At 70.6% G+C, this 25,023-nt stretch carries 21 protein-coding genes, 1 tRNA gene, 4 pseudogenes and 1 riboswitch; of the genes and pseudogenes, 12 read left to right on the top strand and 14 right to left on the bottom strand.

The window, feature by feature from the left end; all coding sequences use genetic code 11:
- Window positions 1-250: 250 nt before the first annotated feature.
- The 3 genes and pseudogenes from lysA to AB0O67_RS08680 all read right to left on the bottom strand — a co-directional run bounded on the left by lysA (window position 251) and on the right by AB0O67_RS08680 (window position 3,673).
- Window positions 251-1,642 carry a diaminopimelate decarboxylase gene (gene lysA / locus AB0O67_RS08690; RefSeq protein ID WP_365447625.1) on the bottom strand — a complete coding sequence of 464 codons (1,392 nt, stop codon included), beginning with the start codon at window positions 1,640-1,642 and terminating at the stop codon, window positions 251-253.
- A gap of 15 nt (window positions 1,643-1,657) precedes the next feature.
- The gene (nrtL, locus tag AB0O67_RS08685; protein WP_365447623.1) at window positions 1,658-2,764 is read right to left on the bottom strand and encodes an ArgS-related anticodon-binding protein NrtL; all 1,107 of its coding nucleotides are present in this window, start codon (window positions 2,762-2,764) and stop codon (window positions 1,658-1,660) included.
- Between the two features lie 329 nt (window positions 2,765-3,093).
- Window positions 3,094-3,673 (bottom strand): annotated as a pseudogene (locus AB0O67_RS08680) (response regulator).
- Between the two features lie 64 nt (window positions 3,674-3,737).
- Between AB0O67_RS08680 and AB0O67_RS08675 the strand changes: the two are divergent.
- A tRNA-Arg gene (locus AB0O67_RS08675) sits at window positions 3,738-3,809 on the top strand.
- A 205-nt stretch (window positions 3,810-4,014) separates the two neighbouring features.
- On the opposite strand, the gene AB0O67_RS08670 is transcribed toward AB0O67_RS08675, so the two are convergent.
- The 4 genes and pseudogenes from AB0O67_RS08670 to AB0O67_RS08655 form a co-directional block, all read right to left on the bottom strand.
- Window positions 4,015-4,365 (bottom strand): hypothetical protein, encoded by a 351-nt coding sequence (locus AB0O67_RS08670; protein ID WP_365447621.1) that lies wholly within the window; start codon window positions 4,363-4,365, stop codon window positions 4,015-4,017.
- A gap of 106 nt (window positions 4,366-4,471) precedes the next feature.
- Window positions 4,472-4,966 (bottom strand): annotated as a pseudogene (locus tag AB0O67_RS08665) (nuclease-related domain-containing protein); the annotation flags it as partial.
- Between the two features lie 338 nt (window positions 4,967-5,304).
- A complete protein-coding gene (locus tag AB0O67_RS08660) occupies window positions 5,305-5,934 on the bottom strand; it encodes a DUF6518 family protein (protein WP_365447619.1) in 630 nt (209 codons plus the stop codon).
- Between the two features lie 191 nt (window positions 5,935-6,125).
- Complete coding sequence (locus AB0O67_RS08655; protein ID WP_365447617.1) at window positions 6,126-6,527, bottom strand: lactococcin 972 family bacteriocin; 402 nt, start codon at window positions 6,525-6,527, stop codon at window positions 6,126-6,128.
- Window positions 6,528-7,310: 783 nt separating this feature from the next.
- On the opposite strand from AB0O67_RS08655, the pseudogene AB0O67_RS08650 reads away from it, so the two are divergent.
- A pseudogene (locus tag AB0O67_RS08650) lies at window positions 7,311-7,715 on the top strand (hypothetical protein); the annotation flags it as partial.
- A gap of 60 nt (window positions 7,716-7,775) precedes the next feature.
- Here the strand turns inward: AB0O67_RS08650 and AB0O67_RS08645 are convergent.
- From AB0O67_RS08645 to AB0O67_RS08625, 5 genes and pseudogenes are all read right to left on the bottom strand, one after another.
- Entirely contained in the window at window positions 7,776-7,904 is a 129-nt protein-coding gene (locus AB0O67_RS08645; RefSeq protein ID WP_365447615.1) for a hypothetical protein, read from the bottom strand.
- Between the two features lie 378 nt (window positions 7,905-8,282).
- Window positions 8,283-8,927, bottom strand: a pseudogene (snpA, locus tag AB0O67_RS08640) (snapalysin); the annotation flags it as partial.
- Window positions 8,928-9,875: 948 nt separating this feature from the next.
- Complete coding sequence (locus AB0O67_RS08635) at window positions 9,876-10,076, bottom strand: hypothetical protein (RefSeq protein ID WP_365447613.1); 201 nt, start codon at window positions 10,074-10,076, stop codon at window positions 9,876-9,878.
- Between the two features lie 243 nt (window positions 10,077-10,319).
- Window positions 10,320-10,571 (bottom strand): hypothetical protein, encoded by a 252-nt coding sequence (locus tag AB0O67_RS08630; RefSeq protein WP_365447611.1) that lies wholly within the window; start codon window positions 10,569-10,571, stop codon window positions 10,320-10,322.
- Window positions 10,572-11,838: 1,267 nt separating this feature from the next.
- Window positions 11,839-13,281 (bottom strand): tetratricopeptide repeat protein, encoded by a 1,443-nt coding sequence (locus AB0O67_RS08625; protein WP_365447609.1) that lies wholly within the window; start codon window positions 13,279-13,281, stop codon window positions 11,839-11,841.
- 287 nt (window positions 13,282-13,568) lie between these two features.
- Window positions 13,569-13,753, top strand: a riboswitch (cobalamin riboswitch).
- A gap of 33 nt (window positions 13,754-13,786) precedes the next feature.
- Between AB0O67_RS08625 and AB0O67_RS08620 the strand changes: the two genes are divergently transcribed.
- Genes AB0O67_RS08620 through AB0O67_RS08605 form a run of 4 tightly spaced genes read left to right on the top strand, consistent with a single transcriptional unit; the run spans window position 13,787 to window position 16,456 of the window.
- Window positions 13,787-14,494 carry an energy-coupling factor ABC transporter permease gene (locus AB0O67_RS08620; protein ID WP_365447607.1) on the top strand — a complete coding sequence of 236 codons (708 nt, stop codon included), beginning with the start codon at window positions 13,787-13,789 and terminating at the stop codon, window positions 14,492-14,494.
- Window positions 14,491-14,850 carry an energy-coupling factor ABC transporter substrate-binding protein gene (locus tag AB0O67_RS08615; RefSeq protein ID WP_365447605.1) on the top strand — a complete coding sequence of 120 codons (360 nt, stop codon included), beginning with the start codon at window positions 14,491-14,493 and terminating at the stop codon, window positions 14,848-14,850. Before AB0O67_RS08620 ends, AB0O67_RS08615 begins: the two co-directional genes overlap by 4 nt.
- 5 nt (window positions 14,851-14,855) lie before the next feature.
- Window positions 14,856-15,605, top strand: coding sequence for a cobalt ECF transporter T component CbiQ (gene cbiQ / locus AB0O67_RS08610; protein WP_365447603.1), 750 nt, complete (start codon window positions 14,856-14,858; stop codon window positions 15,603-15,605).
- Window positions 15,602-16,456: an ATP-binding cassette domain-containing protein gene (locus tag AB0O67_RS08605; protein ID WP_365447601.1), complete on the top strand. Its 855-nt coding sequence runs from the start codon at window positions 15,602-15,604 to the stop codon at window positions 16,454-16,456. The genes cbiQ and AB0O67_RS08605 overlap by 4 nt, the downstream gene beginning before the upstream one ends.
- A 333-nt stretch (window positions 16,457-16,789) precedes the next feature.
- On the opposite strand, the gene AB0O67_RS08600 is transcribed toward AB0O67_RS08605, so the two are convergent.
- Window positions 16,790-17,830, bottom strand: coding sequence for a Ku protein (locus tag AB0O67_RS08600; RefSeq protein ID WP_365447599.1), 1,041 nt, complete (start codon window positions 17,828-17,830; stop codon window positions 16,790-16,792).
- A 71-nt stretch (window positions 17,831-17,901) separates the two neighbouring features.
- Here AB0O67_RS08600 and ligD point away from each other — a divergent pair, with 71 nt between their 5' ends.
- Both ligD and AB0O67_RS08590 read left to right on the top strand, forming a co-directional pair.
- On the top strand, window positions 17,902-18,783 hold the full coding sequence (gene ligD / locus AB0O67_RS08595; protein ID WP_365447597.1) for a non-homologous end-joining DNA ligase: 882 nt from the start codon (window positions 17,902-17,904) through the stop codon (window positions 18,781-18,783).
- Window positions 18,784-18,826: 43 nt separating this feature from the next.
- Window positions 18,827-20,119, top strand: a complete 1,293-nt coding sequence (locus AB0O67_RS08590; protein ID WP_365447595.1) for a vanadium-dependent haloperoxidase — start codon at window positions 18,827-18,829, stop codon at window positions 20,117-20,119.
- 6 nt (window positions 20,120-20,125) lie between these two features.
- Here AB0O67_RS08590 and AB0O67_RS08585 read toward each other — a convergent pair whose 3' ends face one another.
- Window positions 20,126-20,932 carry a nuclease-related domain-containing protein gene (locus AB0O67_RS08585; RefSeq protein WP_365447593.1) on the bottom strand — a complete coding sequence of 269 codons (807 nt, stop codon included), beginning with the start codon at window positions 20,930-20,932 and terminating at the stop codon, window positions 20,126-20,128.
- Between the two features lie 111 nt (window positions 20,933-21,043).
- Between AB0O67_RS08585 and AB0O67_RS08580 the strand changes: the two genes are divergently transcribed.
- From AB0O67_RS08580 to AB0O67_RS08565, 4 genes are all read left to right on the top strand, one after another.
- Window positions 21,044-21,550, top strand: a complete 507-nt coding sequence (locus tag AB0O67_RS08580) for a dual specificity protein phosphatase family protein (protein ID WP_365447591.1) — start codon at window positions 21,044-21,046, stop codon at window positions 21,548-21,550.
- A gap of 169 nt (window positions 21,551-21,719) precedes the next feature.
- Complete coding sequence (locus AB0O67_RS08575) at window positions 21,720-22,463, top strand: hypothetical protein (RefSeq protein ID WP_365447589.1); 744 nt, start codon at window positions 21,720-21,722, stop codon at window positions 22,461-22,463.
- On the top strand, window positions 22,460-23,755 hold the full coding sequence (locus AB0O67_RS08570; RefSeq protein ID WP_365447587.1) for a HAMP domain-containing sensor histidine kinase: 1,296 nt from the start codon (window positions 22,460-22,462) through the stop codon (window positions 23,753-23,755). Before AB0O67_RS08575 ends, AB0O67_RS08570 begins: the two co-directional genes overlap by 4 nt.
- 76 nt (window positions 23,756-23,831) lie before the next feature.
- A complete protein-coding gene (locus tag AB0O67_RS08565) occupies window positions 23,832-25,007 on the top strand; it encodes an SH3 domain-containing protein (protein ID WP_365447585.1) in 1,176 nt (391 codons plus the stop codon).
- The last annotated feature ends 16 nt before the right edge of the window (window positions 25,008-25,023 follow it).

The raw sequence follows: 25,023 nt of genomic DNA, 5'->3' as shown, positions 1-25,023 counted from the left end.
CTGTCGCCCCTGCGGCGTCGGCGGGGCAGTCGGCGCTGCGGCGTCGGCGGGGCAGTCGGCGCTGCGGCGTCGGCGTCGGCGGGCGTTCCAGCGCTGGGGCGTCGGCGTGGGCGTGGGCGCAGCGCCCGGCGCTGGGGGCGGCGCTGCGACCTGTCCGCCCCGGCTGGCCGGCCGCCCGGCGCCGGAACCTGCCCGGTCGATGCGCTCCGCCAATGTCTGCCGATGTCTGCCGATGTCTGCCGATGTCAGCTCACCCGACGTCGAGACGCAGCAAGTCCTCCTCCGTCTCGCGGCGGACGATGACGCGCGCCTCCCCGTCCCGCACGGCGACGACCGGCGGGCGGGTCACGTGGTTGTAGTTGCTGGCCATGGACCGGCAGTAGGCGCCCGTGGCCGGTACGGCGATCAGGTCACCCGGGGCCAGGTCGGCCGGCAGAAAGGCGTCCTTCACGACGATGTCGCCGCTCTCGCAGTGCTTGCCGACGACGCGGGCCAGCATCGGCTCGGCGTCGGAGGCACGGGAGACCAGCGCCACGCTGTACTCCGCGTCGTACAGCGCGGTACGAATATTGTCCGACATTCCACCGTCGACCGAGACATACGTCCGCAGCCCGTCGAGGGGCTTGATCGTGCCGACCTCGTAGAGCGTGAAGGCGGTGGGCCCGACGATGGCGCGCCCCGGCTCGACGGAGATACGCGGTGTCCGCAGCTTCGCGGCCTCGCACTCGCGGGTCACGATCTCGGTGAGGGCCTTGGCGATCTCGTGCGGCTCGCGCGGGTCGTCGTCGCTGGTGTAGGCGATACCGAGGCCGCCGCCGAGATCGATCTCGGGCAGTTCGACGCCGTGCTCGTCCCGGATGTCCTTGAGCAGCCCGACGACGCGATGCGCGGCCACCTCGAACCCGGACATGTCGAAGATCTGCGACCCGATGTGGCTGTGGATGCCGATGAGCTCCAGCCCGTCGAGCTGCAGGGCCCGTCGGACGGCCTCGGCGGCCTGCCCGCCGGCGAGCGGGATGCCGAACTTCTGGTCCTCGTGCGCGGTGGCGATGAACTCGTGCGTGTGTGCCTCCACGCCGACGGTGATACGAATCTGCACGCGCTGCCGCCGGCCCCGCTCCTTGGCGATGTGGGCGACACGGACGATCTCCTGGAACGAGTCGAGCACGATCCGCCCCACGCCGGCCTCGACGGCCCGCCGGATCTCGTCCTCGGACTTGTTGTTGCCGTGGAAGGCGATGCGGTCGGCGGGCATCCCGGCGGAGAGCGCGGTGGCAAGCTCGCCCCCGGAACACACGTCCAGGTTCAGCCCCTCCTCGTGCAGCCACCGCACGACGGCACGCGAAAGGAACGCCTTCCCCGCGTAGAAGACGTCGGCGTCATGCCCGAACGCGGTGCGCCAGGCGCGGGCACGCGCCCGGAAGTCGGTCTCGTCGAGGAGGTAGGCGGGGGTGCCGAACTCCTCCGCGAGCCGCGTCACCGGAAGACCGCCGACGCTGACGACACCATCGGCGTCCCGGCTGACGGTCTGTGCCCAGACCTTGCCGTCGAGGGCGTTGAGGTCGGCGGGCGGGGCGCTGTAGTGGCCCTCGGTGAAGACGTCGGCGTGACGGGGCCCGGCGGGGTGTGCGGAACGGCTCATTTCTCTTTTGCTCTCTCAAAGGTGTTCGGGTGCGTCGATGCCGAGCAGGGACAGGCCACCGGCCAGCACCGTCCCGGCGGCTTCGGCGAGCGCGAGCCGGGCGCGGTGGGCGGCCGAGGGTTTCTCCGCACCACGCGGCAGAACGGTGTGCAGGAGGGGCAGGACGGCATCGGCGACGTCGACGAGGTGCCGGGCGAGACGGTCGGGGGCGTGCTGGGTGGCGGCGGCGCCGAGGACGCGGGGGTGGTCGGCGAGGGGGGTGAGGACGGCGGCGAGGGCGGCGTTGCGTCCGCCGTTGTGTTCGGCGCTGTGATGCGGTACGTCGATGCTGCCGGGTTCGGCGGCGAAGCCCAGGTCGGCGGCGTTGCGGACGAGGGCACGGGTGCGGGCGTGGGCGTAGCGGACGCGGAAGAGGGGGTTGCTCTCGCGCTGCGCCAGGTGATCGGCGGTGATGCGAGGGCGGTCGTGGGGGGCGGGGTGGAGCAGTGCCCAGCGGGCAGCGGCGCGGGCGAGGGGGGTGGGGTCGGCCGGGGAGGGGGTGGGCCGAATGAGGACGACGTCGCTGGTGACGTCTGTGTCGCTACCGTGGGTGTCTTGGAAGCCGGGGGCGTCGACGTGGACGCCGAGTACGGCCTCCCACTCGGGCTCGGGCCGGGCATCACAGCTGGTGCGGACGACGGCGCCCTGGGAACGCAGGATGCGGGCGGAGGCGTCGAGTACGACGAGGGCGCGCACCTCGTGGGGGGCGTGCAGGTGCAGGACCTGCCCGGCGAGGACATCGCTGTGCCCGTAGCGGACCCCGTCCCGCAGAACTCGGCGTACGACGTCGACGGAGGGGTCCGCTTCCAGGGCGATGTTCAGGAACCCGGGCCCGGTGACCTCGACACCGCGGACCCCGTCGGCCCCCGCCAGATACGGCCGCAGCACCTCGGCGACCCGCAGCGGCGGCTGCCCGGCCGGCCGGGCGAGCTGGAGGGCGATGTTGGTGGCGTAGTCGCCCCATCCCCCCGGCCCGGGCGGCGTCACGACGGCCCGAGCAGGCACAACCACACTCAACCGACCCTCGTCGACAGCACGACGCACGGCGTGCAGCACGGTGCGGGAGAGCTCGACGGGGGTCACGGGACAAGCGTATGGGAGGAGGGGGGTGGGTATGCGAGCCGATTTGGGCCCCGTTCCGGGATATGGACGAGGTCAGACGAACGTCACGACGACACCCGGCCTCAGTCGGACGTCTCTACGCACCCGGCGTCAGTCGGACGTCTCTACGCACCCGGCGTAAGACGAACGTCTCTACGCACCCGGCCTTAGACGAACGTCACGACGACACCCAGCATCAGCCGAGCGTCGCTACGGCACCCGGCAGCACAAACGACTGTCACCACGGCACCCGGTATCAAACAAACGTCGCTACGGCGGCCAGCCCGGCACAGTGGCGCGGCGCCCCGCCCTCACCCACCCGCACGCCCGGCCCGCTCGGCCTCGGCGGCCCCGAGCCACTCACCCAACCCGGCGTCACCGTCCTCGGAACCCCGCTCCGCCGCCCGCTCGATCAACTGCCGCACGAGCCGCACCAGTTCCGCGGGCTCGAACGGCTTGGCAAGGAAGGCGTCGACGCCGAGATCGAGGCCGCTATCGACCTCGTACTGCGTACAGGCGCTGACGATGGCGATGGGCAGGTGCCGGGTCAGGGGGTCCGCCCGCAGCCCGGCGGCGGTCCGCAGACCGTCCAACCGCGGCATGACGACGTCGAGCGTGACGACATCGGGCCGCACCTGATGGACGACTTCCAGACACTCGGCACCATCGGCCGCGGTCACGACCTCGAAGCCCTCCAGCTCGAGGTTGACCCTGATCAACTGCCGGATGACCTTGTTGTCGTCCACAACAAGCACCCGGCCAGACGCGCCTGGCACAACTTCGAGAGTAGGTCGGGACCGGCCACCGCGTCCGGGTTTTCCCCACTTCCACCCCCTGCGGGCGACCCACAACGTCCCTGACCACGGCACGACCACGGGGAAACCCGTTCATGAACACCCCGAGGGAGCTGGTAGTGTTCTACCCGTCGCCGCGAGGAACCACCACCGCGAGACACGCCCCCGTAGCTCAGGGGATAGAGCAACGGCCTCCGGAGCCGTGTGCGCAGGTTCGAATCCTGCCGGGGGCACCCAACATGAGGTGCCCAAAGACCCCGTCACCAGCGGAAACGCTGAGGCCGGGGTCTTCGCGTATGTGCAGGCCGATGCAGCCCGAAGCGGCTCCATGTCAGGGTCCGTGGACGAGGCGTGGACGGGATCTTGAGGCATTGACGCAGGTGAGCCCGTAGAAACGGCGAGGCACCCGGACAGATCGCTAGGAGCCACGCGCGCGGCTCAGCGATCACGCTTGGTCTCGCGAACCAGGCTGCCATCTCCTTCGTAGAGCTCCAGGGAGTACCCCAGACCAAAGCGGCTGAGTAGGCCGTCAATCTCGTCAAAACGCTGCGGGTCGACGACACCGTTCAGCAGAACGCTTGCGTCCTCGATCGGGTCGACCTCCAGTTGGCCCCAGTTGGTCTCAACCTCGTAGCTGTGCCAGGAGGACGACCTCGAACTCCATCCCGCCCTCACGAAGTGCTGGGCCACCGCGGAGGCATCACGGCAACCGTGAAGAACCCCGCATGTGTTGTTGCCGACCTCTACCCACTCAGGATCGAGCTTCCGGCCATCGTCGGATATGTCCACGCCGGAAGTATGAGGCCCCGGAGCCCGGGCAATCACTCGTATTTACGCAGCAGGTCCTCGATACGCTCGTGGGTCTGCCGCGCGTCGATGCCCTTGGCGTAGCGGGTCAGCTCCTGCGTTCCGCGGCCGACGGGACCTGGGTCCAAGCCTGACGGTGGCGAGCAACGCTGTACACCTGCTCAACCCGCTCGGCCGCCAGCACCCCTGAAAGCGGCGCCAGTGCCGCAACCTCACGCTCCCTGTAGACGCGCACGCTGAGCTGCGTGGCGACCACGTTCAAATCGGTCACACCAACGAAAACGAGCACCGGCGTCACCGGTACAGAGAAGCCGCAATAGTGCTCAAGCACTCGGGCTACCCGCTTGGCCTCGGCTCGGCTCTTGCGGGCGTAAGGTGCCGGCTTTCCGTGATCAACCTTCACGGACTCATCGCCGACCCATACAGCCCTTTTGTGGTGGTGCTTCGTATTGATGCTGAACACGCCGCCGGGCCCGATGAGCGAGTGATCCACATCCACCTTGTCGGCCAAGGGGATGGAATGCAGGACGCGCCAGCCGTGCCGCTCCAAGCGGTGCAGTTCGGCTCCCACCCTCTGCTCCCCCGCAAGGCCCTTCCGCCAGGAGTCCTATTCGGTGGAGCGCCGTAGGAGCTGTGAGACGACGCGCTTGATCAGGCCCGGCCCGGACTTGTTGAGCAGAGACTCGCCAGGACGGTTGGCGGACAGGTCATCGGCCGCCGTCAGAGGCGGCAGCAGCGGGGGCGCCTCAGGCGTCCTGGGCGTCTTCTGCGGTGGGACCGGATCGGCATTGGACTGGAGCTGAGGATCAAGCTCGGGGTGGCCAGGAAGTGCTCAATGGGGGAGTTGACAGCCGCTGTGGCCACTCCGTTATGTGCTCGACATCCAAAATCTGGCGCCCATCCTGGCTCCGGGGCTGTGCTCTACTTTCGACTCATCTGCACGGGCGAACGACGGCGGGTGGAAATCGCCCGTCCGATCAATAGGAAGCAGGCGGCCACGGCTGCTCCTCGCGTGATATTCCAGGTGGCGTCGGCAACGGCCCCTTGGCTCGATGCCTCGGTGGCGATCCTCATCGTCGTCTCGGCAAGTGCGATCAGAGGGATCAGGAGTTGAAGGGCAAGTCCTTGAGTGCCCGGACGCCGCGACATGTTGCCAGCCAAGCCCAAAATTGTGCCCGCGATCAATCCGATAACGCACCAGAAACCTATCTTCGAACCGAACTCCATCCAGTTGAAATAGACTCCCGATGAAGGGCTGCTCAAGTCAACAGGTGATCGATATTCGCCGCGCTGTGCTTTAGTGGTGTAGTACGCAAGGACGGCCACAGTTAGGGATACTGCGCCCAAGGTGGCAGACATTTTTTTTGATGCGCACGAAATACCTACAAAAAAGGAGAGTGCCGCCCAAGACCAGCCCGCCGCAAGAGTTAGATGCAGGGCATGCAAAACGGGGGACTCTCTGGCCTCAAGTACTGGGGCGAGGACTCCAAAAGTGATACCGACTGCCAGGGCCGCCCCGAGCGTCAGGACTTGAGAACGGTATGCGAACACGCGATTTAAAGATCCTTTTCCGTAGCGGAACGCCTTGAGGGTTATCCGCTTGGTGAGTCTACTCTGGAGCCTCGTCTCATAACTCGGCCGAGAGTGGGCAAGTTGAGCGACTTGCGGGGTCGCAGGCGACAGCGGCTCACGGCCCCGCAAGTTGATTCACCGGTCGGTGCTCGGGGCCGTACTAGCGGCCGTCAGAGCTTGCCCCAGTACGCGTAGCAGGTGTAGGCACCTCCCCCCTGTCTCTCGGCGAAGGACGTGTACCCGGGGCTGTTGGTGGCGGTGGTGCTGCGGTTTTGGATCTTCGCGGTGGACTTGTGACTCACGGAGGCGTGGAAGTAGTACGAGTAGCAGAGCTTCCCGTCGGAGTTCAGCACGGTTCCGTAAGTCCAGGTGCCGCCGCCGACGTCCTCGGTGGTGAAGGGGGTTATCTCAGAGGACGTGTCATCGACCTTGATTTCGACCATGCCCCACTCGGATACATCACCCAGGAATGCCGGCGGCTGCGGGGCGGCGCTCGCCGGTGATACGAATGCGCCAGCGGCGACAGTCATGCTCGCGGCCATGACGGCAAAGAACCTGCCGATGTCCTTCATATTGTTGATGCTCCTTCTTCACTGGGCGCGCCTCAACGCTCGCCAAAAAAAGATCTTTGCAGAGATTGTCCACACGGTGAAGATCAGGAGAAGGATTTGACTTGAATCGGCCCCTGTCTGCTTTGGCCCCGTTGTTCGGGTTCCGTCTTTGAGGGGCGTATGTCTGACGCGGCGCGTTCTGAGGCGGGGACTTTTCAAACGTTGTTTCATGATTTGTCTATCGCGCTCGGCGGGTTGATGCTGATGCCTGTTGGCCTCTGCGGGTGCCGGGGGCAAAAGCGGCCGACGAAACGAAAACTGGCGAACCGATGCCGAAGTTGGCGTCCCCGGGGTCCAAATGGCCAGAGAGGCGGGGGTGCCTTGATTTGGGTAAGTCGCCGAGCGCAAGGACCGTTCCGGCCGGGAAGGTTGCATCACCTGCACCCGCCGCCAACCGACTCCTGGGCCTGGATCCGCCCCTTCCGCAGGGTCCTCGGACTTCTCCTGCCTCACCCACTACGCCGTCGACCGATGCGCCACCCGCTGTGGCGTAGCCCCTGGCGCCCCCGCCCTGGTCTGCACCGCCCATGCCCTCGGCAATGGCGCATGGCTCCAGCGTGACCCCGGCGCGGCCGCCCTCCTGGACCAGGCCCTGCACGAGGTTGCTTCGCCGTGACCGCCGTCCTCACCGGAGCCGGCATCCCCTGACCCACGCGAAAGGCCCCGGGCCGCCACCCTTGAGTTCTAGCGGTCGTCGCAACACCCCAGCTCAAGGGGTGCGATGTTCGAGATCCGCAAGACACGGACGGGCCATGGCCTGGAGTGCTCGACCAGGTTCCTGACGTCTTCCGGCCGTGCGTCGAGGAGCCGGCGTTCTCGGACGAGGACGGAATGCCCATCGTCACTGCTTGTATGTGGCGAGAGACGGCAGATGACGCTTGGAAGACAGGGACGATCGACTTTCCTGATGAGGAAACCGACGATTCGGACGGCTCAAGGCACCTCTTTCAACTCCTGGTAGATCGCTCACCGGAAGCGTTTCAGCGATGGGCTGAGGACTACTACGAGGTCCCGGTCGACCTGGAGGCCGTTCGTCACGTCTTCTCTTCACATCCGCTGACCGAAGAGGTGGTGCGCGCCTTGAACCCAGAAATCTCCCTGGCACACCTCGCAGAGGACTTTGCTGAGATCGGCTATCCGACGAGCTGAGCGCCGGAGACACGACAAGGCCCCGGGCGGCACCCCGGGGTCTCACGCGCGGCTCTGTGATCACGCGTGGATCTCACGGACCAGCGTGTCGTCGCCTTCGTAGAGCTCCAGGGAGTACCCCGGACCGAAGCAGTCGAGTACGCCGCCGAGCTCGTCAAATCGCTGCGGGGCGACGACGCCGTTCAGCACCGCCGTGCGTCGGTCACGCTGTCGCGCTGCTCGGCGGACGCGAGCCGCTTCCCGCTTGGAACGCGATCAGCTCCAAGGCGTGCGGTGGAGTGGACGCCACGGGCCGGGGCCCGGTGGCACGGGCCGCATCGGCGGTGCGGCGCTCGGGTCGCCGGACGGCTGGTTCTCCGTGCCCGGGGCCACGGGCGGTGCCGGTGGTGCAGTGCTCGGGTCTTCAGCGGGCTGGTTCTCCGTGCCCGGGGCCACGGGCGGTGCCGGTGGTGCAGTGCTCGGGTCTTCAGCGGGCTGGTTCTCCGTGCCCGGGGCCACGGGCGGTGCCGGTGGTGCAGTGCTCGGGTCTTCAGCGGGCTGGTTCTCCGTGCCCGGGGCCTGCGCGAGTCCGTCGGCCCACAGTTCGTCGACACGCGCGCGCTCGGTGGCGTTCGGGTGGCGGTTGGTGCAGGACGGGCCGGCGCCGCCGCCCGACATCAGCTCACTGCACGGCCCGCCGTAGTTGTCCGGCAGGCCCAGCACGTGCCCGGTCTCGTGGGTGACGACGCGGATCGAGTCGTTCTGCCGGCTCTGGGTGTAGTCGATGAAGATGTAGCCGCTTCCGTGGCCGTTGGTGGAGGCGTGGGATCCGCGTCGGTCGTTGCCCTCGTAGTAGGAGAAGTCGGCGGCGCCGCTCGAAGTCTCCTCAAGCCTGACGTTGGACTCGGAGCTGTTCCAGATCGAGGCCGCGCTGGATATCTGCGAACGGAAGCTCGGTGCCTTGGAGGCGTCGTAGTAGAGGGTCACCGCCTGCGCGGTGGGCTGGACGGCGCGCTTCTCGGCGACCGACTGGAGCACGGCCTCGAAGAACGCCTTGTTGTTCGCGGTCTCCTCGGCCGACCCGTCGTACCGCGCCACGAAGGTATCGGCGGAAGCGGACGGGCCGGCGGGTGACTGGGCGCTCGCCGGCACCGCCGCGCCCAGCGCGCTGGAGACCAGTCCCAGGCCGAGAGCGACGGCGAGGAATCTCGGGGACGTTCGGGACGACTTCATGTGGGGGGCTCCAACTCACTCGGTGACGCCGAGCGCCACAGCGCGCGGTCGACTCGGCGTGAACACCGGTTCCGAACTGCAGCGACGTCCTGTGGGGCGACATTCTTAGAACGGCTCGACAGGGCGCGCAATGGGTCCCGCCACTACGTCGCTTCGTAGGAGCCGGGGCCCTCGCCAGGGCCGTGCTCGGGCTTCCGGTCCGCACACGGCAGCGGGAGGGAAGACTTTCGCACCGTCAGAAGCCTTACAGCGTGGGGCGGTGGGCCTGCTGGCCGGGCGGCCGGGGATCCGGGACACGCGATGGAGTCCGCATCCGGGCCAAGGCGGACAAATACTTAGATGTCCACCTTGCTGTGTCTACTAAGGACACCGGTTGATTGGCGGAGCACTGTGACTGACGTCACGAAGTAAGGGGCTTCCGCCTCTTTGCGCTCCATTGGCCCCGAGTCGCCCTCACCGCCGAGCCGCCATCGCTCAGTCCTGATCAGGGTCGAAGCCGGGCCCTCCGTGCGGCACGGCGAGCGGCAGGAACGGGTCGGTCGGGTCGGTCGGTTGCTCGTCGGCCTCCAGCGTCGGCCGGTGAGCTCCGCGCCGTGCTTGGCGAACTGGGCGCATACGGCGTCGGGGTCGTCGCACATCAGGTAGAACTCGTGCTTCGGCGCCGGCGGGGTCCACGGGGCGGGCGGCAGCTTGAAGATCAGCCAGCCGTGGTCCGTGGATGCCCCGGTGCTCGCACGGCCACCGTCACTGTTGAGCACACCGCGCACGCGTCCGGCAGACGCACACAGCCGAGCCGAGGATGCCTCGTCCTAGCTGCCCTCGAAGACCAGGAGTGGCTTGGCTCCGCGTCCGGGGGTTTCGGCGAGAGTGATGGCTTCGGCGAAGCGGGCCAGGGGGAACGGTCGGCCCTCCGGGATCGTCAGGACTCCGTCTGTGACGAGGGTGCGGTCAACGTGCGGGCGGGCAGGGGGTTGTCAGCGCTGCCGGGTCGGTCTGCCGGTGGGTCGAGAGCGCGCCGTGGACCACGAGCTCTCCTCCCGGCGCCGACGCCTGGGACACCTGGGCGCCCACGGGGCCCGCGACGCAGTCGATGTCGTACAGGGTGCGCGCGTGACCCAGCACCGTGCGGACGTCCTCGGTTCCGCGCACGATCCCGTTCAGGACCGAGCCTTCCGCGTCGCCGCTGCCCAGTGTGTCGACGTCGTCCTGTCGGTCAATTTCCAGCCGTTTCAGTAGGCGACCAGGGACGGGGAGCGTCGCGAAGGCCCCGGGCCGGTTTCGGTCCGGGGCCTTCGCACCCACTTCGAGACGAACGCAAGCGGCCACTCATGGACGGGCGCCTGGATGAGGGTCCGAGCGCCGGGTGCCCATTCGGTTGGCTATGTGAGTCGACTAATGGTCGTCGTCACAATCGGAACCGATGTCAGTGACCTGTGCACCTGGGTCGCCCTCACCGTTGATGAGGTTTCCGCCGAGGCCGTTGAGGATGCCCACCTGACCCAGGATGTCGATGTTCAAGTCGTGGGATCTGCATCCGCCGCCATGTGGACCTTGCGCGACTGCGGCGGTGGCGGGGCAGATACCCATGAAACTGACACTACTTATGATGACGGTCGCAACAGCGGCCTTGTGAAACCTGCGCATATCTCCTCCTTGGGCCGAATAGGGAGCGCTGCCGAAAGATCCACTCAGCGCTCATTTCGGAGGCTAGATCGACTTCTCCCTCGGCGCTCATCGGGAAGTCCATCCAGGGGTTCTGAGGCTCCATCGGCCACGAATGGCTGCGGGCTGTACGGCCGGTACCCCCCGCGGCAGCCGGTTCGGCATCGTGCCTGCGCAGTGAGCGGTCCCACTCCCGCCGTCGGCCTCAGGGTCGCCCCGACGTGATGACTGATCCTCCGTCACCCGGGTGCGCGCTCCACGTCTGCTGTGGGGCATCGTGGCCCCGCGTCCGCTGCTGGGCGTGGCCGTGCTGATCACGCACTTCTTCGCGGCGGTGGCGGGCGGCTCCCTGGGCTGGCTCCAGCGGATCGACCGGCGGTGGCTGCCCGCGACCGGCATACTCACCCATCCGCCGTACCGCGGCGGCACTCGGCCGTACCGCGGCGCACTCGGCTGGTGCACGGCCGGTGCGAGGCCGGTGCGAGGCCGGTGTGCGAGGCCGGTGCGTGGCCGTACCAGGCGGGCGGTCCCGAGCCGCCCGCGCTCCCGGGACTCGAAGCCACCAGCACCGGGTCTCCCGCGGCTGACCGCTCCGGCAGCGAGCGCCCTGTGGCGAAGCGCGGCCGAGACGGTGTTGGTCTGGCCCCCGCGCGGCCCGCCGTCCGGAACTGGCGGGCCAGCCTGTGAAGGCGCCGCGCGGGGTACACGGAACCTACGCCTCCGTTTCCCGAAACGGAAGACCCTTGTTCTCCGCCGTTCGACGATCTTGCTGCGGGGAAGGGAGCGATGTCGCCGCACGCGGCTCCTCGCCGGAGATCCGCGCCGGATCGGGGCGGCTGCCCTGCGGCGTGAGGTCCGGTACGGCCGGCGCGCGCATCGGGCCGGAGGCGAGGCGCATGGGGCGCTTCTCGTCACCCGAGCTGTCGCGGCCCGGGACCGACGTCGCGGGTCGCGAGGCGACGGCCTAGTACGTCTGCCTCAAGTTCTGGAAAACCATGGGAAGTTAAGGAAGTTAAGGCAGTTAAGGCATTACCAGGGGTAATCAGGGCACCCTGCGACGATCCTGTGTGGGTGTGGCCGAAGTCGCCTGGCGGCAACGGCCGTTGAGTACAGTCCGTCACCATCGCTGGACTCGGGGCGAGGGGCGAGGCGTGGGCCGGTCGCCCGAGGCCCCTGGCCGCCGACCACGGCTGCCCCGCTGCGGCGCGGGTCATGGACCACTGTCAGGGCCCTTCCCCCGCGCCGCCGGTCACCGGTTGGTCAGTGGCCTGAACGCGTTGCGTACGTCGGACCGGGAGTCGGTGACGTACCGGTCCCTAGGCGGGGTGTCGTCGTCGCCGTAGGAGAAGTACGAGAGGACCGCCGGGCAGCTCGATCCGCTGATCTGGACCGTACGCCGGGAGACGAGCTTGCCGGTGCGCACCTCGTAGACCCGCACCGGGATCGCGATCTTGTGAAAGGTCACGTAGGTGATGGCGCCGGAGTTCCGGCCCTGGTACGGGCACGTCTGGACGGAGGTCCCGAACTCCGGCTCGCCCACGCAGACGACCGCCGCCGCGCGGGCGGCGTCGGTGGCCTTCCAGTTGCCGGGGAGCTGGTTCGTGTACTCGGTGTTGCCGAAGTACAGCGCGCGGTTGGTGCCCTTGCCCATCGGCTTGGCGGCGCTGTACTTGGCCGGCTGGGAGCAGTACTCGGGCTGTTCGTCCTCCGTGCCGGACAGCAGGGAGCGGACGTTGTCCAGCTCGATGGCCTGCGTGGCCTTGGTGACGCCGGTGCGGGCCCGGCTCCCGAGGCTGTCGTCGGGGTACTCGTCGAGCAGCTGCCGGTACTGCGCCTTGGCGGCCTGCCAGTCGCCGCCCTGCATCAGGCTGTCACCGCAGGCGACGAGCGCGGCGGGCGCGACGCGGCTCGCGGTGCCCGCCGACCGGTCGAGCTGGTCGCGGGTCGGCTCGCGGTCGCGCAGCCAGTCGGTGACGCCGACGGTGCCGCAGGGGTTGTCCGTGGGCAGACCGTCGAGGAAGCCGTCCAGGACCGCGCGGACGGTCCGCTCGTTGCCGGGTTCCCGGAGCACCGAGGTGAGGATGCCGAAGCCCTGCTCCAGCGCGTCGGTGTCGTTGCCCAGGCCTCTGTCCAGCAGCACCTCGGCCGTCCCCAGGTTCCGGCAGTCCTCGACCACCTCGTCGCCCCGGGCGCTGACCGGGGCGCCGGCCACGCGGTGCCCGGCCCAGACCTCGTCCTGGGCGCGGAACACCCCGGCGCAGTCGCCCTTGTCGCGGGCCTCGGTGACGTCCTGTCCGATGCGCACGGCGTCGTACCGCAGGAGCCCCACCGCCAGCAGCACCGGCACGGTGACGCACAGCGCGATCAGGCGCTGCCCGCGGGACGCGACGCGCGGGGTGCCGCGGCTCGCCAGGAACCATCCGTGGGCGACGACCGCGACCCACCACACCAGCGCGGCGATCTCGTACCCCCACGCGGCGGTGGAGGCGAGCACGGAGACGAGAACGGCCGTGCCCAGCAGCGCCAGTGCGGCGAGAGCGCGCCGCCCGAGGAGCCAGTAGCCGACGCCGAGCAGGGAGGCGTTGCCGAGGGCGGCGGCCAGGGGGTCGTGGTGCTGTGGGCGGGGCGGCCCGGGCGGCCTGGGCGGCTCGGGCGGTGGCGCGAAGGGCATGGTGTGGGTCGGTTCGTCCATCGTGCTCCCCCTGGTGTGAATGGTTCCGAAAGCAGCCTTCGGTGCCGGAGTCACCGGACCCCGGCTTCGGCGTGCCCCCCGGCCGGCCACGGCCTCTCAACTCACTTATGTCTCTTTGCCGTTGCTGTCCAGCGATTCGGCACGCCCTTTCTACGGTGCCCCCGCCGGGAGGGGCCCCGAACCCCCCGGCGAACAGGGACGCCGGCGTCTCGCGTCACCTCGGTGCGCCGCGTGACCAGCGCCTTCGCACCCCCGATGCGCCGCTTGTCACCACACCCGCGGGCGCACTACTGTCACCACGCCTTGGTGAACGGGAAATCCGGTGCGATACCGGTGCGGCCCTCGCCACTGTGATCGGGAAGTCCGGCTCCGGCCCTCAGGGGCAGCCACTGGGTCCTAGTGACCCGGGAAGGCGGAGCACGGGCGGTGTCACCCGTCAGCCAGGAGACCGGCCGAGGCACGTTGTACACCATCCACGAGGTGCTGGAGAGGGTCTGCTGAAGCCATGCACATAGCCGAGGGTTTTCTGCCTCCGGCGCACGCGATCGCCTGGGGTGCCGCGTCCGCGCCGTTCGTCGTCCACGGAGTCCGCTCCCTCACCCGTGAGGTCAGGGAACATCCCGAGAGCACCCTGCTCCTCGGCGCCTCGGGCGCCTTCACCTTCGTCCTGTCGGCGCTGAAACTGCCGTCCGTGACCGGAAGCTGCTCGCATCCCACCGGCACGGGACTGGGCGCCATCCTGTTCCGGCCGCCGGTCATGGCGGTGCTCGGCACCATCACCCTGCTGTTCCAGGCGTTGCTGCTGGCGCACGGCGGGCTGACCACGCTCGGCGCCAACGTCTTCTCGATGGCGATCATCGGCCCCTGGGCCGGGTACGGCATCTACCGGCTGCTGCGGCGGTACGACGTGCCGCTGATGGTCGCCGTTTTCTTCGGCGCGTTCGTCGCGGACCTGTCCACGTACTGCGTCACCAGCGTCCAGCTGGCGCTCGCCTTCCCCGACCCGAGCAGCGGATTCCTGGGCGCGCTCGGCAAGTTCGGCTCCATCTTCGCGGTCACGCAGATCCCGCTCGCGGTGAGCGAGGGGCTGCTCACGGTGCTGGTGATGCGGCTGCTCGTGCAGTCCAGCAAGGGTGAACTGACCCGGCTGGGCGTGCTGCTCACCAAGAAGACCGGCAGCGAGCACAGCGGTACCGAGGCGGTGGCCCGATGAAGCGCAACACGAGGATCAACCTCCTGCTGCTGCTCGCCGTGGCCGCCCTCGCGGTGCTGCCGCTGGTGTTCGGGCTCGGCGACCACAAGGAGGAGCCGTTCACCGGCGCCGACGCCGAGGCGGAGACCGCGATCACCGAACTGGACCCGGACTACGAGCCCTGGTTCTCGCCGCTGTACGAGCCGCCGTCGGGTGAGATCGAGTCCGGGCTGTTCGCCCTTCAGGCGGCGGTCGGCGCGGGCGCGCTCGCGTACTACTTCGGGGTCCGGCGGGGGCGTCGTCAGGGTGAGGCCCGGGTCAGGGAGCAGCGGGGCGGGGTGCGGGTGCCCGAGCCCGACGGAGCCGAAGGGGCCTGAGCCTCGTGCTGCCGATCGACGCGGCGGCGCACAGCAGTCGCTGGCGCCGCCGCCATCCCGTGGACAAGGCCGTGCTCGGGCTGGGACTCACGGTGCTCGCGATCTCGTTGCCGCCCTGGCCGGGGGCCGCGCTGGTGCTGGTGACGGCGCTGGCCGTGCTGCTCGGGCCGGCGGGCGTGCCCGGGCGGCGGCTCTGGCTCGCGTACCGCGTGCCGCTGGGCTTCTGCGTCACCGGCGCGCTGCCGTTGCTCGTGCGGGTCAGCGGCCCGGACGGGTTCGTCGGTGTCGCCGACGGCGGCGCGCTGCGTGCCGGGGAGCTGCTGTTGCGCACCTCTGCGGCCTCCCTCGGTGTGCTGCTGTTCGCGTTCACCACCCCGATGTCCGACCTGCTGCCCCGCCTGGTCCGGGCCGGCGTCCCCGCGCCCGTCGTCGACGTGGCCCTGGTGACGTACCGCATGAGCTTCCTGCTCCTCGACTCCGTACGCCGGATCCGCGACGCGCAGGCGGCCCGTCTCGGGCACACCACGCGTGCCGCCCGGTGGCGGTCGCTGGCCGGGCTGGGCGCCACCGCCTTCGTGCGCGCCTTCGACCGGGCGACGCGCCTCCAGGCCGGGCTCGCCGGGCGCGGCTACGACGGCACCCTGCGCGTCCTGGTGCCCGAGGCCCGCGTCTCCGTGCGGTTCACGGCCGTGAGCGTCGCGCTGCTCGCGGCGCTGGCCGCCCTCACCTTCGTACTCGAAAGGCCGCTGTCATGAGCGAGGCCGCCCCCCTGATCGCCCTGCGGGACGCGTCGTTCGCCTACGAGGACGGCCCGGCCGTGCTCAGCGGCCTCGACTTCGAGGTGCGCGAGGGGCGCGCGCTCGCGCTGCTCGGCCGCAACGGCAGTGGCAAGACCACGCTGATGCGGCTGCTCAGCGGGGGACTGAGGCCGCGCGCCGGGAAGTTGACGGTGGACGGCACCACGGTGTCGTACGACCGGAAGGGGCTGACCCGGTTGCGGACCACCGTCCAGCTGGTGGTGCAGGATCCGGACGACCAGCTCTTCGCCGCCTCGGTGGCGCAGGACGTGTCCTTCGGGCCGCTCAACCTGGGGCTGCCGGACTCCGAGGTGCGGGCGCGGGTGGCTCAGGCGCTGGCGGCGCTGGACATCGCCGCGCTGGCGGACCGGCCCACGCATCTGCTGTCGTACGGGCAGCGCAAGCGGACCGCGATCGCCGGTGCCGTCGCCATGCGGCCGCGGGTGCTGATCCTCGACGAGCCGACGGCCGGGCTCGATCCCGACGGGCAGGAACGGCTGCTCGCCACCCTCGACGGGCTGCGTACGAGCGGCACGACGGTGGTGATGGCCACCCACGACGTCGACCTGGCCCTGCGCTGGGCCGACGACGCGGCCCTGCTCACCCCGGCCGGCGTCCGCACCGGCCCCGCGCCCGAGAACCTGGCGCGCGCGGAACTCCTGCGGGCGGCGGGCCTGCGCCTGCCGTGGGGCGTCGCGGCGGCGGAACTGCTACGCGGCCAGGGCCTGCTGGACGGTACGGCGACCGGTCCGCGCACGGCGGAGGAGCTGGCGGCGTGGGCGGCGGCGCAGGCGGGGCCGCGCGGCTGAGAGCCGCCGCGTGCCGGAACCTTCCGCCCTGCCGGGCGTCCCCGCGCCGCCTGCGCCGCGCGAGCAGGGTCGTACCCGCGACGACGGCTCCGATCACCCCGGCCTTGGCGCCCTTGTGGACGGCGTGCTCGCCGCCGGGCTGCCCCGCAGGTCCAGGAACGCCCAGGCCGCCACGGCGACACCGATCAGCACCAGGACCAGGCCGCCGACCGGGCCGAGCCCCGCCCACCAGCCGTCACCGGGTAGCGCCGGGCATCACCTCGTCCCAGGTCCTGCCCTCCTGCGGCAGCAGCCCGCACCCTGTGACCGGCTGTCGACTTCGGCGCGCTCGGGTCACGCCGAACGCTTGCGTGACGCCGTCTTCTTCGCCGTCGTCTTCTTCGCGGTGCTCTTGGCCGTGCTCTTCGACGCCGCCGTCTTCTTCGTACCCTGGGCCGACTTGGACGCCGTCTTCTTCGCGGCCGCGGTGGTCTTCCTGGCGGCCGTCTTCTTCGCCGTGGACTTCTTGCCGGCCGGTTCCTTGGGTGCGCTGCGGCTGGACGCGCGCTGCGGGAGCGCGTGGACGTCGGCCTCCTCGGCCGGTGCCTCGCCGCGGGACTCCCGCGCCGCGCGGACACTGCTCTCCAGGGCCGCCATCAGGTCGAGCACCTTGCCGCCGGCCGCGGGTTCCGGCGCCTCGGGGGGTGCCTCGCCGGCCGCCTTCGCGGCGATGACCTCCTCGACGGCCTCGCGGTACTCGTCGTGCAGATCCTCCAGTTCGACCTCGCCGAGGGTGTCCATCAGGGCGTCCGCGAGGTCGAGTTCCTTGTCGCGGACCGTGACACCGGTGTCGGGGGCGACGCCCTCCGGCGCGCGGACCTCGTCCGGCCACAGCAGCCCGTGCATCGCGATGGCGTCGCCGACCACCCGCAGCATGCCCAGCCGCTCCCGGCCGCGCAGCGCGAACTTGGCGATGGCCACCTTGTTGCTCCGCTTGAGCGCCTCGCGCAGCAGCGTGTAGGGCTTGGCGGCGGGGGCGCCGCTCGCCGCGAGGTAGTACGCCGCGTCCATCTGGAGCGGGTCGATCCGGTCGCCCGGCACGAAGGCCACGATCTCGATCGTCTTGGCGGTCGGGAGCGGCAGATGGGCCAGGTCCTCGTCGGTGATCGGGATGATGGAGCCGTCCGCGTCCTCGTACCCCTTGCCGATCTCGGCGCCGCTGACCTCGCGGTCCTCCAGCTCGCAGAACTTGCGGTAGCGGATCCTGCCGCCGTCCTCGGTGTGGATCTGGCGGAACGAGATCGTGTGGCTCTCGGTGGCGTTCACCAGCTTGATCGGGATGCTGACCAGGCCGAACGAGATGGCACCGTTCCATATGGATCGCACATTCAGCACCTTTCAGGGCTTTCATGTCGGCATCGCAGGGGTTAGTACGATTCTCATGGTTTTCGTGTGATTCTCATCGTATGACGCCGATCACTGTGGTGGAGGGGCGACGGGTCGCCCTCAGCAATCTGGAGAAGGTGCTGCATCCGGCGACCGGCTTCACCAAGGGCGAGTTGCTGCACTACTACGCGACCACCGCCGACGTGCTGCTGCCCCATCTGCGCAATCGGCCGGTGTCCTTCCTGCGCTATCCGGACGGACCCGACGGGCAGGTGTTCTTCGCCAAGAACGTGCCGCCGGGTACCCCCGAGTGGGTCACCACCGCCGAGGTGCCCCGCTCGGAGGGGCCGGCCCGGATGGTGCTGGTGCAGGACCTCCCCAGCCTGATGTGGGCGGCGAACCTGGTGGCCGAGTTCCACACCCACCAATGGGTGATCTCCGCGCCGGGTGTCGCCGACCGGATCGTCCTCGACCTCGACCCGGGGCCGCCGGCGACCGTCGTGCAGTGCTGCGAGGTCGCGCTGTGGCTGCGGGAGCGGTTGGCGGCGGACGGGATCGAGGCGTACCCGAAGACGTCCGGCTCGAAGGGGCTGCATCTGCTGGCGGCGGTCCGGCCCACCCCCTCCGACCGGGTGACGGAGTACGCCAAAGGGCTCGCGGTCGAGGCGGAGCGGGCGATGCCCCGACTGGTCGTACACCGGATGACGCGGAGTCTGCGACCCGGAAAGGTTTTCGTCGACTGGAGTCAGAACGCCGCGCGCAAGACCACGGCGACTCCTTACACCCTGCGAGCGCGGGCGACGCCGACCGTTTCGGCACCGGTGACCTGGGAGGAAGTCGAGGCGTGCCGAGACGTCGGCCAACTCACCTTCCTGGCGACCGACATCGCCCCGCGCGTACAGGACTACGGCGATGTGCTGGCCCCGCTGCTCGACGAGGGGCGGGCCAGTCCACTGCCGTGAGCCACAGCGCCCCTCGACGGGCACCTCACAGCAAGGGACCAGCATGGAAACGACCCGCCCCCGTACCCTCCGCCGCCGCACGCTCGTCGTCGGCCTGACCGCGCTCGCCCTGGGCGCCACGACCGCCACCACGGTCGCCGCCACGGACCGTGCCCCGGCCGACGCGGCCAGGGCCCAGGTGCTCCTCGACTGGAACGCGGTCGCCGTCGCCACGGTCAACGGCGACGCCAAGCGGTACGCGCCCGAGCAGAACGTCTGGCTCGGATTCGTCTCGGCCGCCGTGTACAACGCCGTCGTGGGCATCGAGGGCCGGTACGCGCCGTACCAGTGGGACGGGCGAGGTCCGGCCGGCGCCTCCGCCGAGGCGGCGGCCGCCGCCGCCGCGCACCGGGTGCTGCTGACCTACTTCCCGAAGTCCAAGGCACGGCTGGACGCCGCCTACACCAAGTCGCTGAAGAACGTCCCCGACGGGCAGGCCGAGGAGCAGGGCGCCGCCTTCGGCAGGCGGGCCGCCGACCGTCTCGTCCAACTGCGCGTGCAGGACGGACGCGGAGCGGCGGTGGCCTTCACCAAGTCGCCCGCGCCCGGCGTGTGGCGGCCTACCCCGCCGGACAACACGCCCTTCCGCGTGCCGTGGCTGGCGAAGGTGAAGCCGATGGTGCTGGACTCCGCCGAGCGGTTCCGGCCGGGCGCTCCGCCCGCGACGAACAGCCGGCGCTACGCCCGCGAACTGGCCGAGGTGCGGGTGCTGGGGGCGAAGAACAGCAAGGTGCGTACGCAGCGCCAGACGGAGACCGCGAAGTTCTTCACGGACGTGCTGCCGGTGCAGCTCCAGGCCGGCTACCGCGACCACGTCAAACGGCACGGGCTGGACCTGGTGGACGCGGCGCGGCTGTTCGCGGCGGCCAACACGGCGGCCGCCGACGCGACGATCGCCGCGTGGAACGCCAAGTACACGCACGCCCAGTGGCGGCCGGTCACGGCGATCCGGCAGGCCGGCACGGACGGCAACCTGGCCACCGAGTCCGACCCGGCGTGGGAGCCGCTGCTGCGCACGCCCGCCCATCCGGACCACATCAGCGGCCACACCGCGGCCGACGGCGCCGCGATGGCCGTCCTGCACCGGCTGACCGGCGGGAACATCGACTTCCGCATCTCGTCGGCGGTCACCGGCACGACCCGCACGTACACCAAGGCGGCCGACTTCAACCGTGACGTGACCGGCGCCGGCATGTGGGGCGGCATCCAGTACCGGACCAGCGGCGAGGCGGGCAACCGGGTGGGCCAGGCGATCGGGAACTACGCCTTGGACCACCACTTCCGTCCCGTGGGCTGACCCGGGTCACACCCTCGCCCAGGTGTTCCGGTCCCTGGCCATCGCGTGCAGGGCCTCCACGTCGGCCGGCTTCAGCACGCCGCCCAGACGGGTGAGGCCGTCGAGGTCCGTGTCCTGAAGGACACGGACCTCGCGGACCGGGCCGGGGACCGAGACACGGGACGGGCCGACCAGGGCGAGAACGGGTCGGACCTCGGCGGTCAGGGCGTACGAGGCACGGTCGGCTTCCGCGCGGACCCGGCGCAGCAGTGGTCGCCCCTCCCGCCGGCCCAGCGCGACCATCGGATCGGCGATCACGACGCGTTGCCTGCGGGCGTACAGCGCGTGCACGGCGAAGAGGCCACCGGGGCCGATCACCAGGTGGTGGACGCGATCGCCGCCGGGCAGCGGCACGGAGTGCAGGGCGTGCCAGCCCGCGCCGTCCATCCGGTCCAGCGCCTCCCCCACCGCCTGCTCGGCCTCCAGCGCCCGGCGCCGGGGGTCGGCCCGCAGCCGGGGCCCCGGCGCGCCAGGGTCCCGGTCCAGGGCGACCAGCAGGGCCTCTCCGGGCCGGTTGGGAGCGAGGTCGTCGTCCGGGTGCAGGCTCAGCCGGGCCAGCTCCGCGGGGGTCGGGACCGGTGGCGGGCCGACCGTGACGGAGCCGGTGAGGAAGGGGCGGAGGGCCTCCAGGACGTCGTCTCCGCGATCCTCGCTCAGCAGGGTGACCCGGGCCGCCTCACGGTCGTACCAGGCGATGTTCCTGCCGTCCGTGAGGCAGACGTAGAGCCGTTCCCGACCGTGTCGCCAGGTCGGTACGACGCGCAGTCCGCTCATGCACATCACCCCACGACCATGGGAACAGGCGGGGTGCTCCAGGGGCAAGAACCCGGCTACCTTTGACAGCAGTTGGGACCGGCCCGCCCGTGTGACCGTTGGGGAGGCGCGTTGCGTACCCGCAGGAAGCACTCCGAGGTACCGGCTCCGGACATGCCGTGGAACGAGATCGTGCCCGGTCTGTGGATGGGCGGGCACGAGTTCACGGGCCGTTCGGGGCACCTTGAGTTCGCCGTCGTCAGGGACGAGTTCGATCTCGTCCAGACCCTGCTGCGGCTGCCCGGCCACGGCCCCGCCCCGGACGTCCACCACCAGATCTGGCCGATCCCGGACGGCCCGCTCGACGGCACCCAGCTGGCCGGGGTGATCCGGCTGGCCGAGGCGGCCTGCGACGCGCTGGACCGGGGCCGCCGGGTGCTGGTGCGCTGCCACCACGGCTACAACCGCTCCGGACTGGTCATCGCGCACGCCTTGATGCGCCAGGGCCGCTCCGCCGAGTCGGCGATCCGGTTGATCCGCGCCCGCCGCTCCCCGTGGGCACTGCACAACGAGCTGTTCGTGGAGTACCTGCGCACCGGGCTGCCGACGGCACGGTTCCTGGAGGAGCTCGCGGAGTAGCCCGGCACCGGGACGAGCACCGAGCACCGAGCGCCGAGCATCGAGCACCGAGCTCACAAAAAGCACTTCCGTGCAGATAAAGGACTTCCGCATAAATAAGGCGTACGCGCGGATAATGTACGCGCACGCATAAGGTGTACGGGCCGACCTCCCCGACCACAGGAGCCCCGTGCCCCGCCGCCCCACCCCGCTCCTCACCCGCACCCGCGTCCGCGCCGTCACCGCCCTCGCGCTGCTCGCGGTCACCGCCACGGCCTGCGGTGACGCGGGTGAGCTGCGCGGCGCGGGGCCGACGGCGACCGCGGACGGCCCGGCCCGGCTGTGGCCGAAGCTGCCGCCCGCGTCCAGCCCGGCCTTCGACATCGGCGAGGTGGACATCCAGACCGTCAAGGGCGTCCCGGTGCCCGGTGACGACATCCGCGAGGTGGACCCGGTGGCGGTGGTGCGGGCGGAGATCGCCCGGAGCCCCGCCGACTACGAGGGCCCCAAGGCGCCGTACCGCGGGACGGAGGGCCGGATGGCGGAGTGCGGCGGGCCGCAGGACGGGGCCGGCACCGGCTGTCCGGTCCTGGAGCCGTACTACCGGGATCTGACCGGCGACGGACGGCCCGAGATGACGCTGGGCTTCCGGCTGCTGCCCGGCGAGATGACCGCCGTCCGTGTCTACACCGTCGAGAAGCACCGGCTGGTGCAGGTCATGGCCTACGACGACGCCCTGACCGGGATCGAGATCGCCGGGCAGTCGGTGATCCTGCGGGCGCCGTCCGAGGTCCCGGGGTACGAGTACCGCCTCCAGTGGAGCTGGGACACCGACCAGGGCGCGATGCTGCTCACCAGCGACGAGATGCTGCGCACCGGCAAGCGGCCGGGCCCGCACCGCCCCTCCGGCACGCCCTCCGCGAGCTCCCGATGAGACTGGCGCTGCCGCAGTGGGCCGGCGCCCTCGCGGTGAAGGCCGCCGTCTTCATCACGGTGATGTGCTGCGCCCTGGCCGCGCTGCTCGGCGTGCTGGTCCATGTCTCGGTGACCAACCAGACCGTCGGCCAGGCCCGCACCCTCGCGCTGGCCCGGCTCGCGGACGCGACGAAGGCCTACGAGGCCGGGGATCCGCTGCCGCCGGGCGCCGCGGTCGATCCCGGCGACCTGCCCGCGCCGCTGCGCTCGCTCGCGGCGGGCGGGGAACGCGGCACGATGGTCGCCGACAACGACGGTCGGCCCACGATGTGGGCGGCGGGCCCCGTCGACGGCGGCCGGGCCCTCGCGGTGGCCGTCGACCACTCCCAGCAGGCCCGCACCATCGAGGGCCTGGACCGGGCGATCGGCTGGTCGTCGTCGCTGGCGATCGGGGCGACGATGCTGGTGGGGGCGTTCGCGGTGACCCGGGTGACCCAGCGGCTGCACGCCACGGCGCGGGTCGCCCGGCGGATCAGCGTGGGCGACCTGGACGCGCGCGTGCACGACCCGCGCACCCTGGACCGGTCGCGCCCGCAGGACGAGGTGGCCTCGGTCGCCGCCGCGCTGGACTCCATGGCCGCGTCGCTGCAGGGCAAGCTGCTGGCCGAGCAGCGGTTCACCGCGGACGTGGCGCACGAGCTGCGCACCCCGCTGACCGGCCTGCACGCGGCGGCCGAGCTGCTGCCGCCGGGACGCCCGACGGAGCTGGTCCGCGACCGGGTGGCCGCCCTGCGCACGCTCACCGAGGACCTGCTGGAGATCTCCCGGCTGGACACGGGGCGCGAGCGCCTGGACCTGGACACCGAGGAACTGGGCGCGCTGGCGGAGCGGGTGGTCCGGGCGTCCGGCACGGACACGGCCGTGCGGGTCGTGCGGGACACCCGGGTGGAGACCGACCGGCGACGGCTGGAGCGGGTGCTGGGCAATCTCGTCGCCAACGCGCACAAGCACGGGTGGCCGCCCGTCGTGGTGACGGTGGACGGGCCGGTGGTGACCGTGCGGGATCACGGTGCGGGTTATCCGGAGTACCTGGTGGCGCACGGGCCGCAGCGGTTCCGCACCGAGGGCGGGGCGACGGGGCACGGCCTCGGCCTGACCATCGCGCTGGGCCAGGCGGAGGTGCTGGGCGCCCGTCTGGAGTTCCGCCATGCTCCGGGCGGCGGGGCGGTGGCGCGGCTGACACTGCCTCAGGCTCCGCCGAACGGGGGTACGGCGGACGGGGAGTGCCCCCTCCCCGATGGCGCACTGTGACGGGCGCCTCGCGAAGCACGCTCCTAATGTGGCGATTAGTCAGCTTCGCCCCGCCCTGTCACGGGAGGTTCTCCCCATGTCCCTGCGCTCTTCCCGCACCCGTCTCGCCATGACGGCAGCCGGAGGTGCCCTGGCCACCGCGCTGGCGGTCTCGCCGGCCGTCGCCGGTGGTATCTGGGGCGACGAATCCGGCTCCGGCCCCGGCAAGGGCACCGGTTCCGCACCCGCGCCCGCCCCCGGCGGCGAGTCCGGGACCGGTACCGGTGCCGTCCCCGCCCCCGTGCCGGTCCCCGTGCCAGTCCCCGGCTTCGGCGTCGGACCCGGCATCGGACCGGGCTTCGGACCGGGCTTCGGGAACAACTTCGGCCATCACGACAACTACGGCGGCGACGGCCGCGTCGACGTCTTCGCCGGCAACGGCCGCGTCGACGTCTTCGCGGGCAACCGTGGGGTCGACGTCTTCGCCGGCAACCGCGGCGGGTTCAACGGCAACAACGGCGTCGGCGGGTTCAACGGGAACGGCAACGGCAACAACGGCGTCGGCGGGTTCAACGGCAACGGCAACGGCAACAACGGCGTCGGCGGATTCAACGGCAACGGCAACGGCAACAACGGCGTCGGCGGATTCAACGGCAACGACTGGTTCCGGAACGGCAGCAACGGCCGTGTCGGCGTCTTCGCCGGCAACGGCCGCGTCGACGTGTTCGCCGGCAACCGCGGCGGGTTCGACGGCCGGGACGGCTCCGGCGGCAACGGGCACAACGACGACGACTTCGGCGGCGACGGGAACAACGACCACGGCGACTTCGGCGGCAACGGGAACAACGACCACGACGACTTCGGCGGCGACGGGAACAACGACCACGACGACTTCGGCGGCGACGGTGACTTCGACGACGACGACTTCGACGGCGGGGACGACTGGGACCTCGGTGACGACGACGGCGACTACGACGACGGCGACTACGACGACGGCGACTTCGACGACGGCATCGGCGGCGACGAGGGCGCCGACCAGGCCCGCTACCGGGGTGTCGTCACCGCCGACAACCTGGCACTGCGCTCCCGCCCCAGTGTGCGCGGCCGGGTCATCGGGCGGGTCGACCGGGGTGACGTGGTGCGCATCTACTGCAAGGCGTCGGGTGACCGGGTGCAGGGCAACGCCCTCTGGTACCTCCTCAAGGGCCGCACATGGGCCTGGGGTCCGGCCCGCCACATCGACAACGAGGGCCCCGCGCCACGCTGGTGCTGACGCCGACGGCACGCGA

Origin of the sequence: Streptomyces sp. NPDC086077, from assembly GCF_040686175.1 — a bacterium.
GTDB lineage: Bacteria > Actinomycetota > Actinomycetes > Streptomycetales > Streptomycetaceae > Streptomyces.
This window is presented reverse-complemented; position numbering and strand designations above follow the sequence as displayed.

Coding starts and splice junctions, on each gene's coding strand:
- AB0O67_RS08605 (WP_365447601.1), top strand. CDS start 15,602: ATGAGCGAGGCCGCCCCCCTGATCGCCCTGCGGGACGCGTCGTTCGCC.
- lysA (WP_365447625.1), bottom strand. CDS start 1,642: ATGAGCCGTTCCGCACACCCCGCCGGGCCCCGTCACGCCGACGTCTTC.
- ligD (WP_365447597.1), top strand. CDS start 17,902: ATGACGCCGATCACTGTGGTGGAGGGGCGACGGGTCGCCCTCAGCAAT.
- AB0O67_RS08620 (WP_365447607.1), top strand. CDS start 13,787: ATGCACATAGCCGAGGGTTTTCTGCCTCCGGCGCACGCGATCGCCTGG.
- AB0O67_RS08585 (WP_365447593.1), bottom strand. CDS start 20,932: ATGAGCGGACTGCGCGTCGTACCGACCTGGCGACACGGTCGGGAACGG.
- AB0O67_RS08655 (WP_365447617.1), bottom strand. CDS start 6,527: ATGAAGGACATCGGCAGGTTCTTTGCCGTCATGGCCGCGAGCATGACT.
- AB0O67_RS08570 (WP_365447587.1), top strand. CDS start 22,460: ATGAGACTGGCGCTGCCGCAGTGGGCCGGCGCCCTCGCGGTGAAGGCC.
- AB0O67_RS08590 (WP_365447595.1), top strand. CDS start 18,827: ATGGAAACGACCCGCCCCCGTACCCTCCGCCGCCGCACGCTCGTCGTC.
- AB0O67_RS08625 (WP_365447609.1), bottom strand. CDS start 13,281: ATGGACGAACCGACCCACACCATGCCCTTCGCGCCACCGCCCGAGCCG.
- AB0O67_RS08615 (WP_365447605.1), top strand. CDS start 14,491: ATGAAGCGCAACACGAGGATCAACCTCCTGCTGCTGCTCGCCGTGGCC.
- AB0O67_RS08565 (WP_365447585.1), top strand. CDS start 23,832: ATGTCCCTGCGCTCTTCCCGCACCCGTCTCGCCATGACGGCAGCCGGA.
- AB0O67_RS08630 (WP_365447611.1), bottom strand. CDS start 10,571: ATGCGCAGGTTTCACAAGGCCGCTGTTGCGACCGTCATCATAAGTAGT.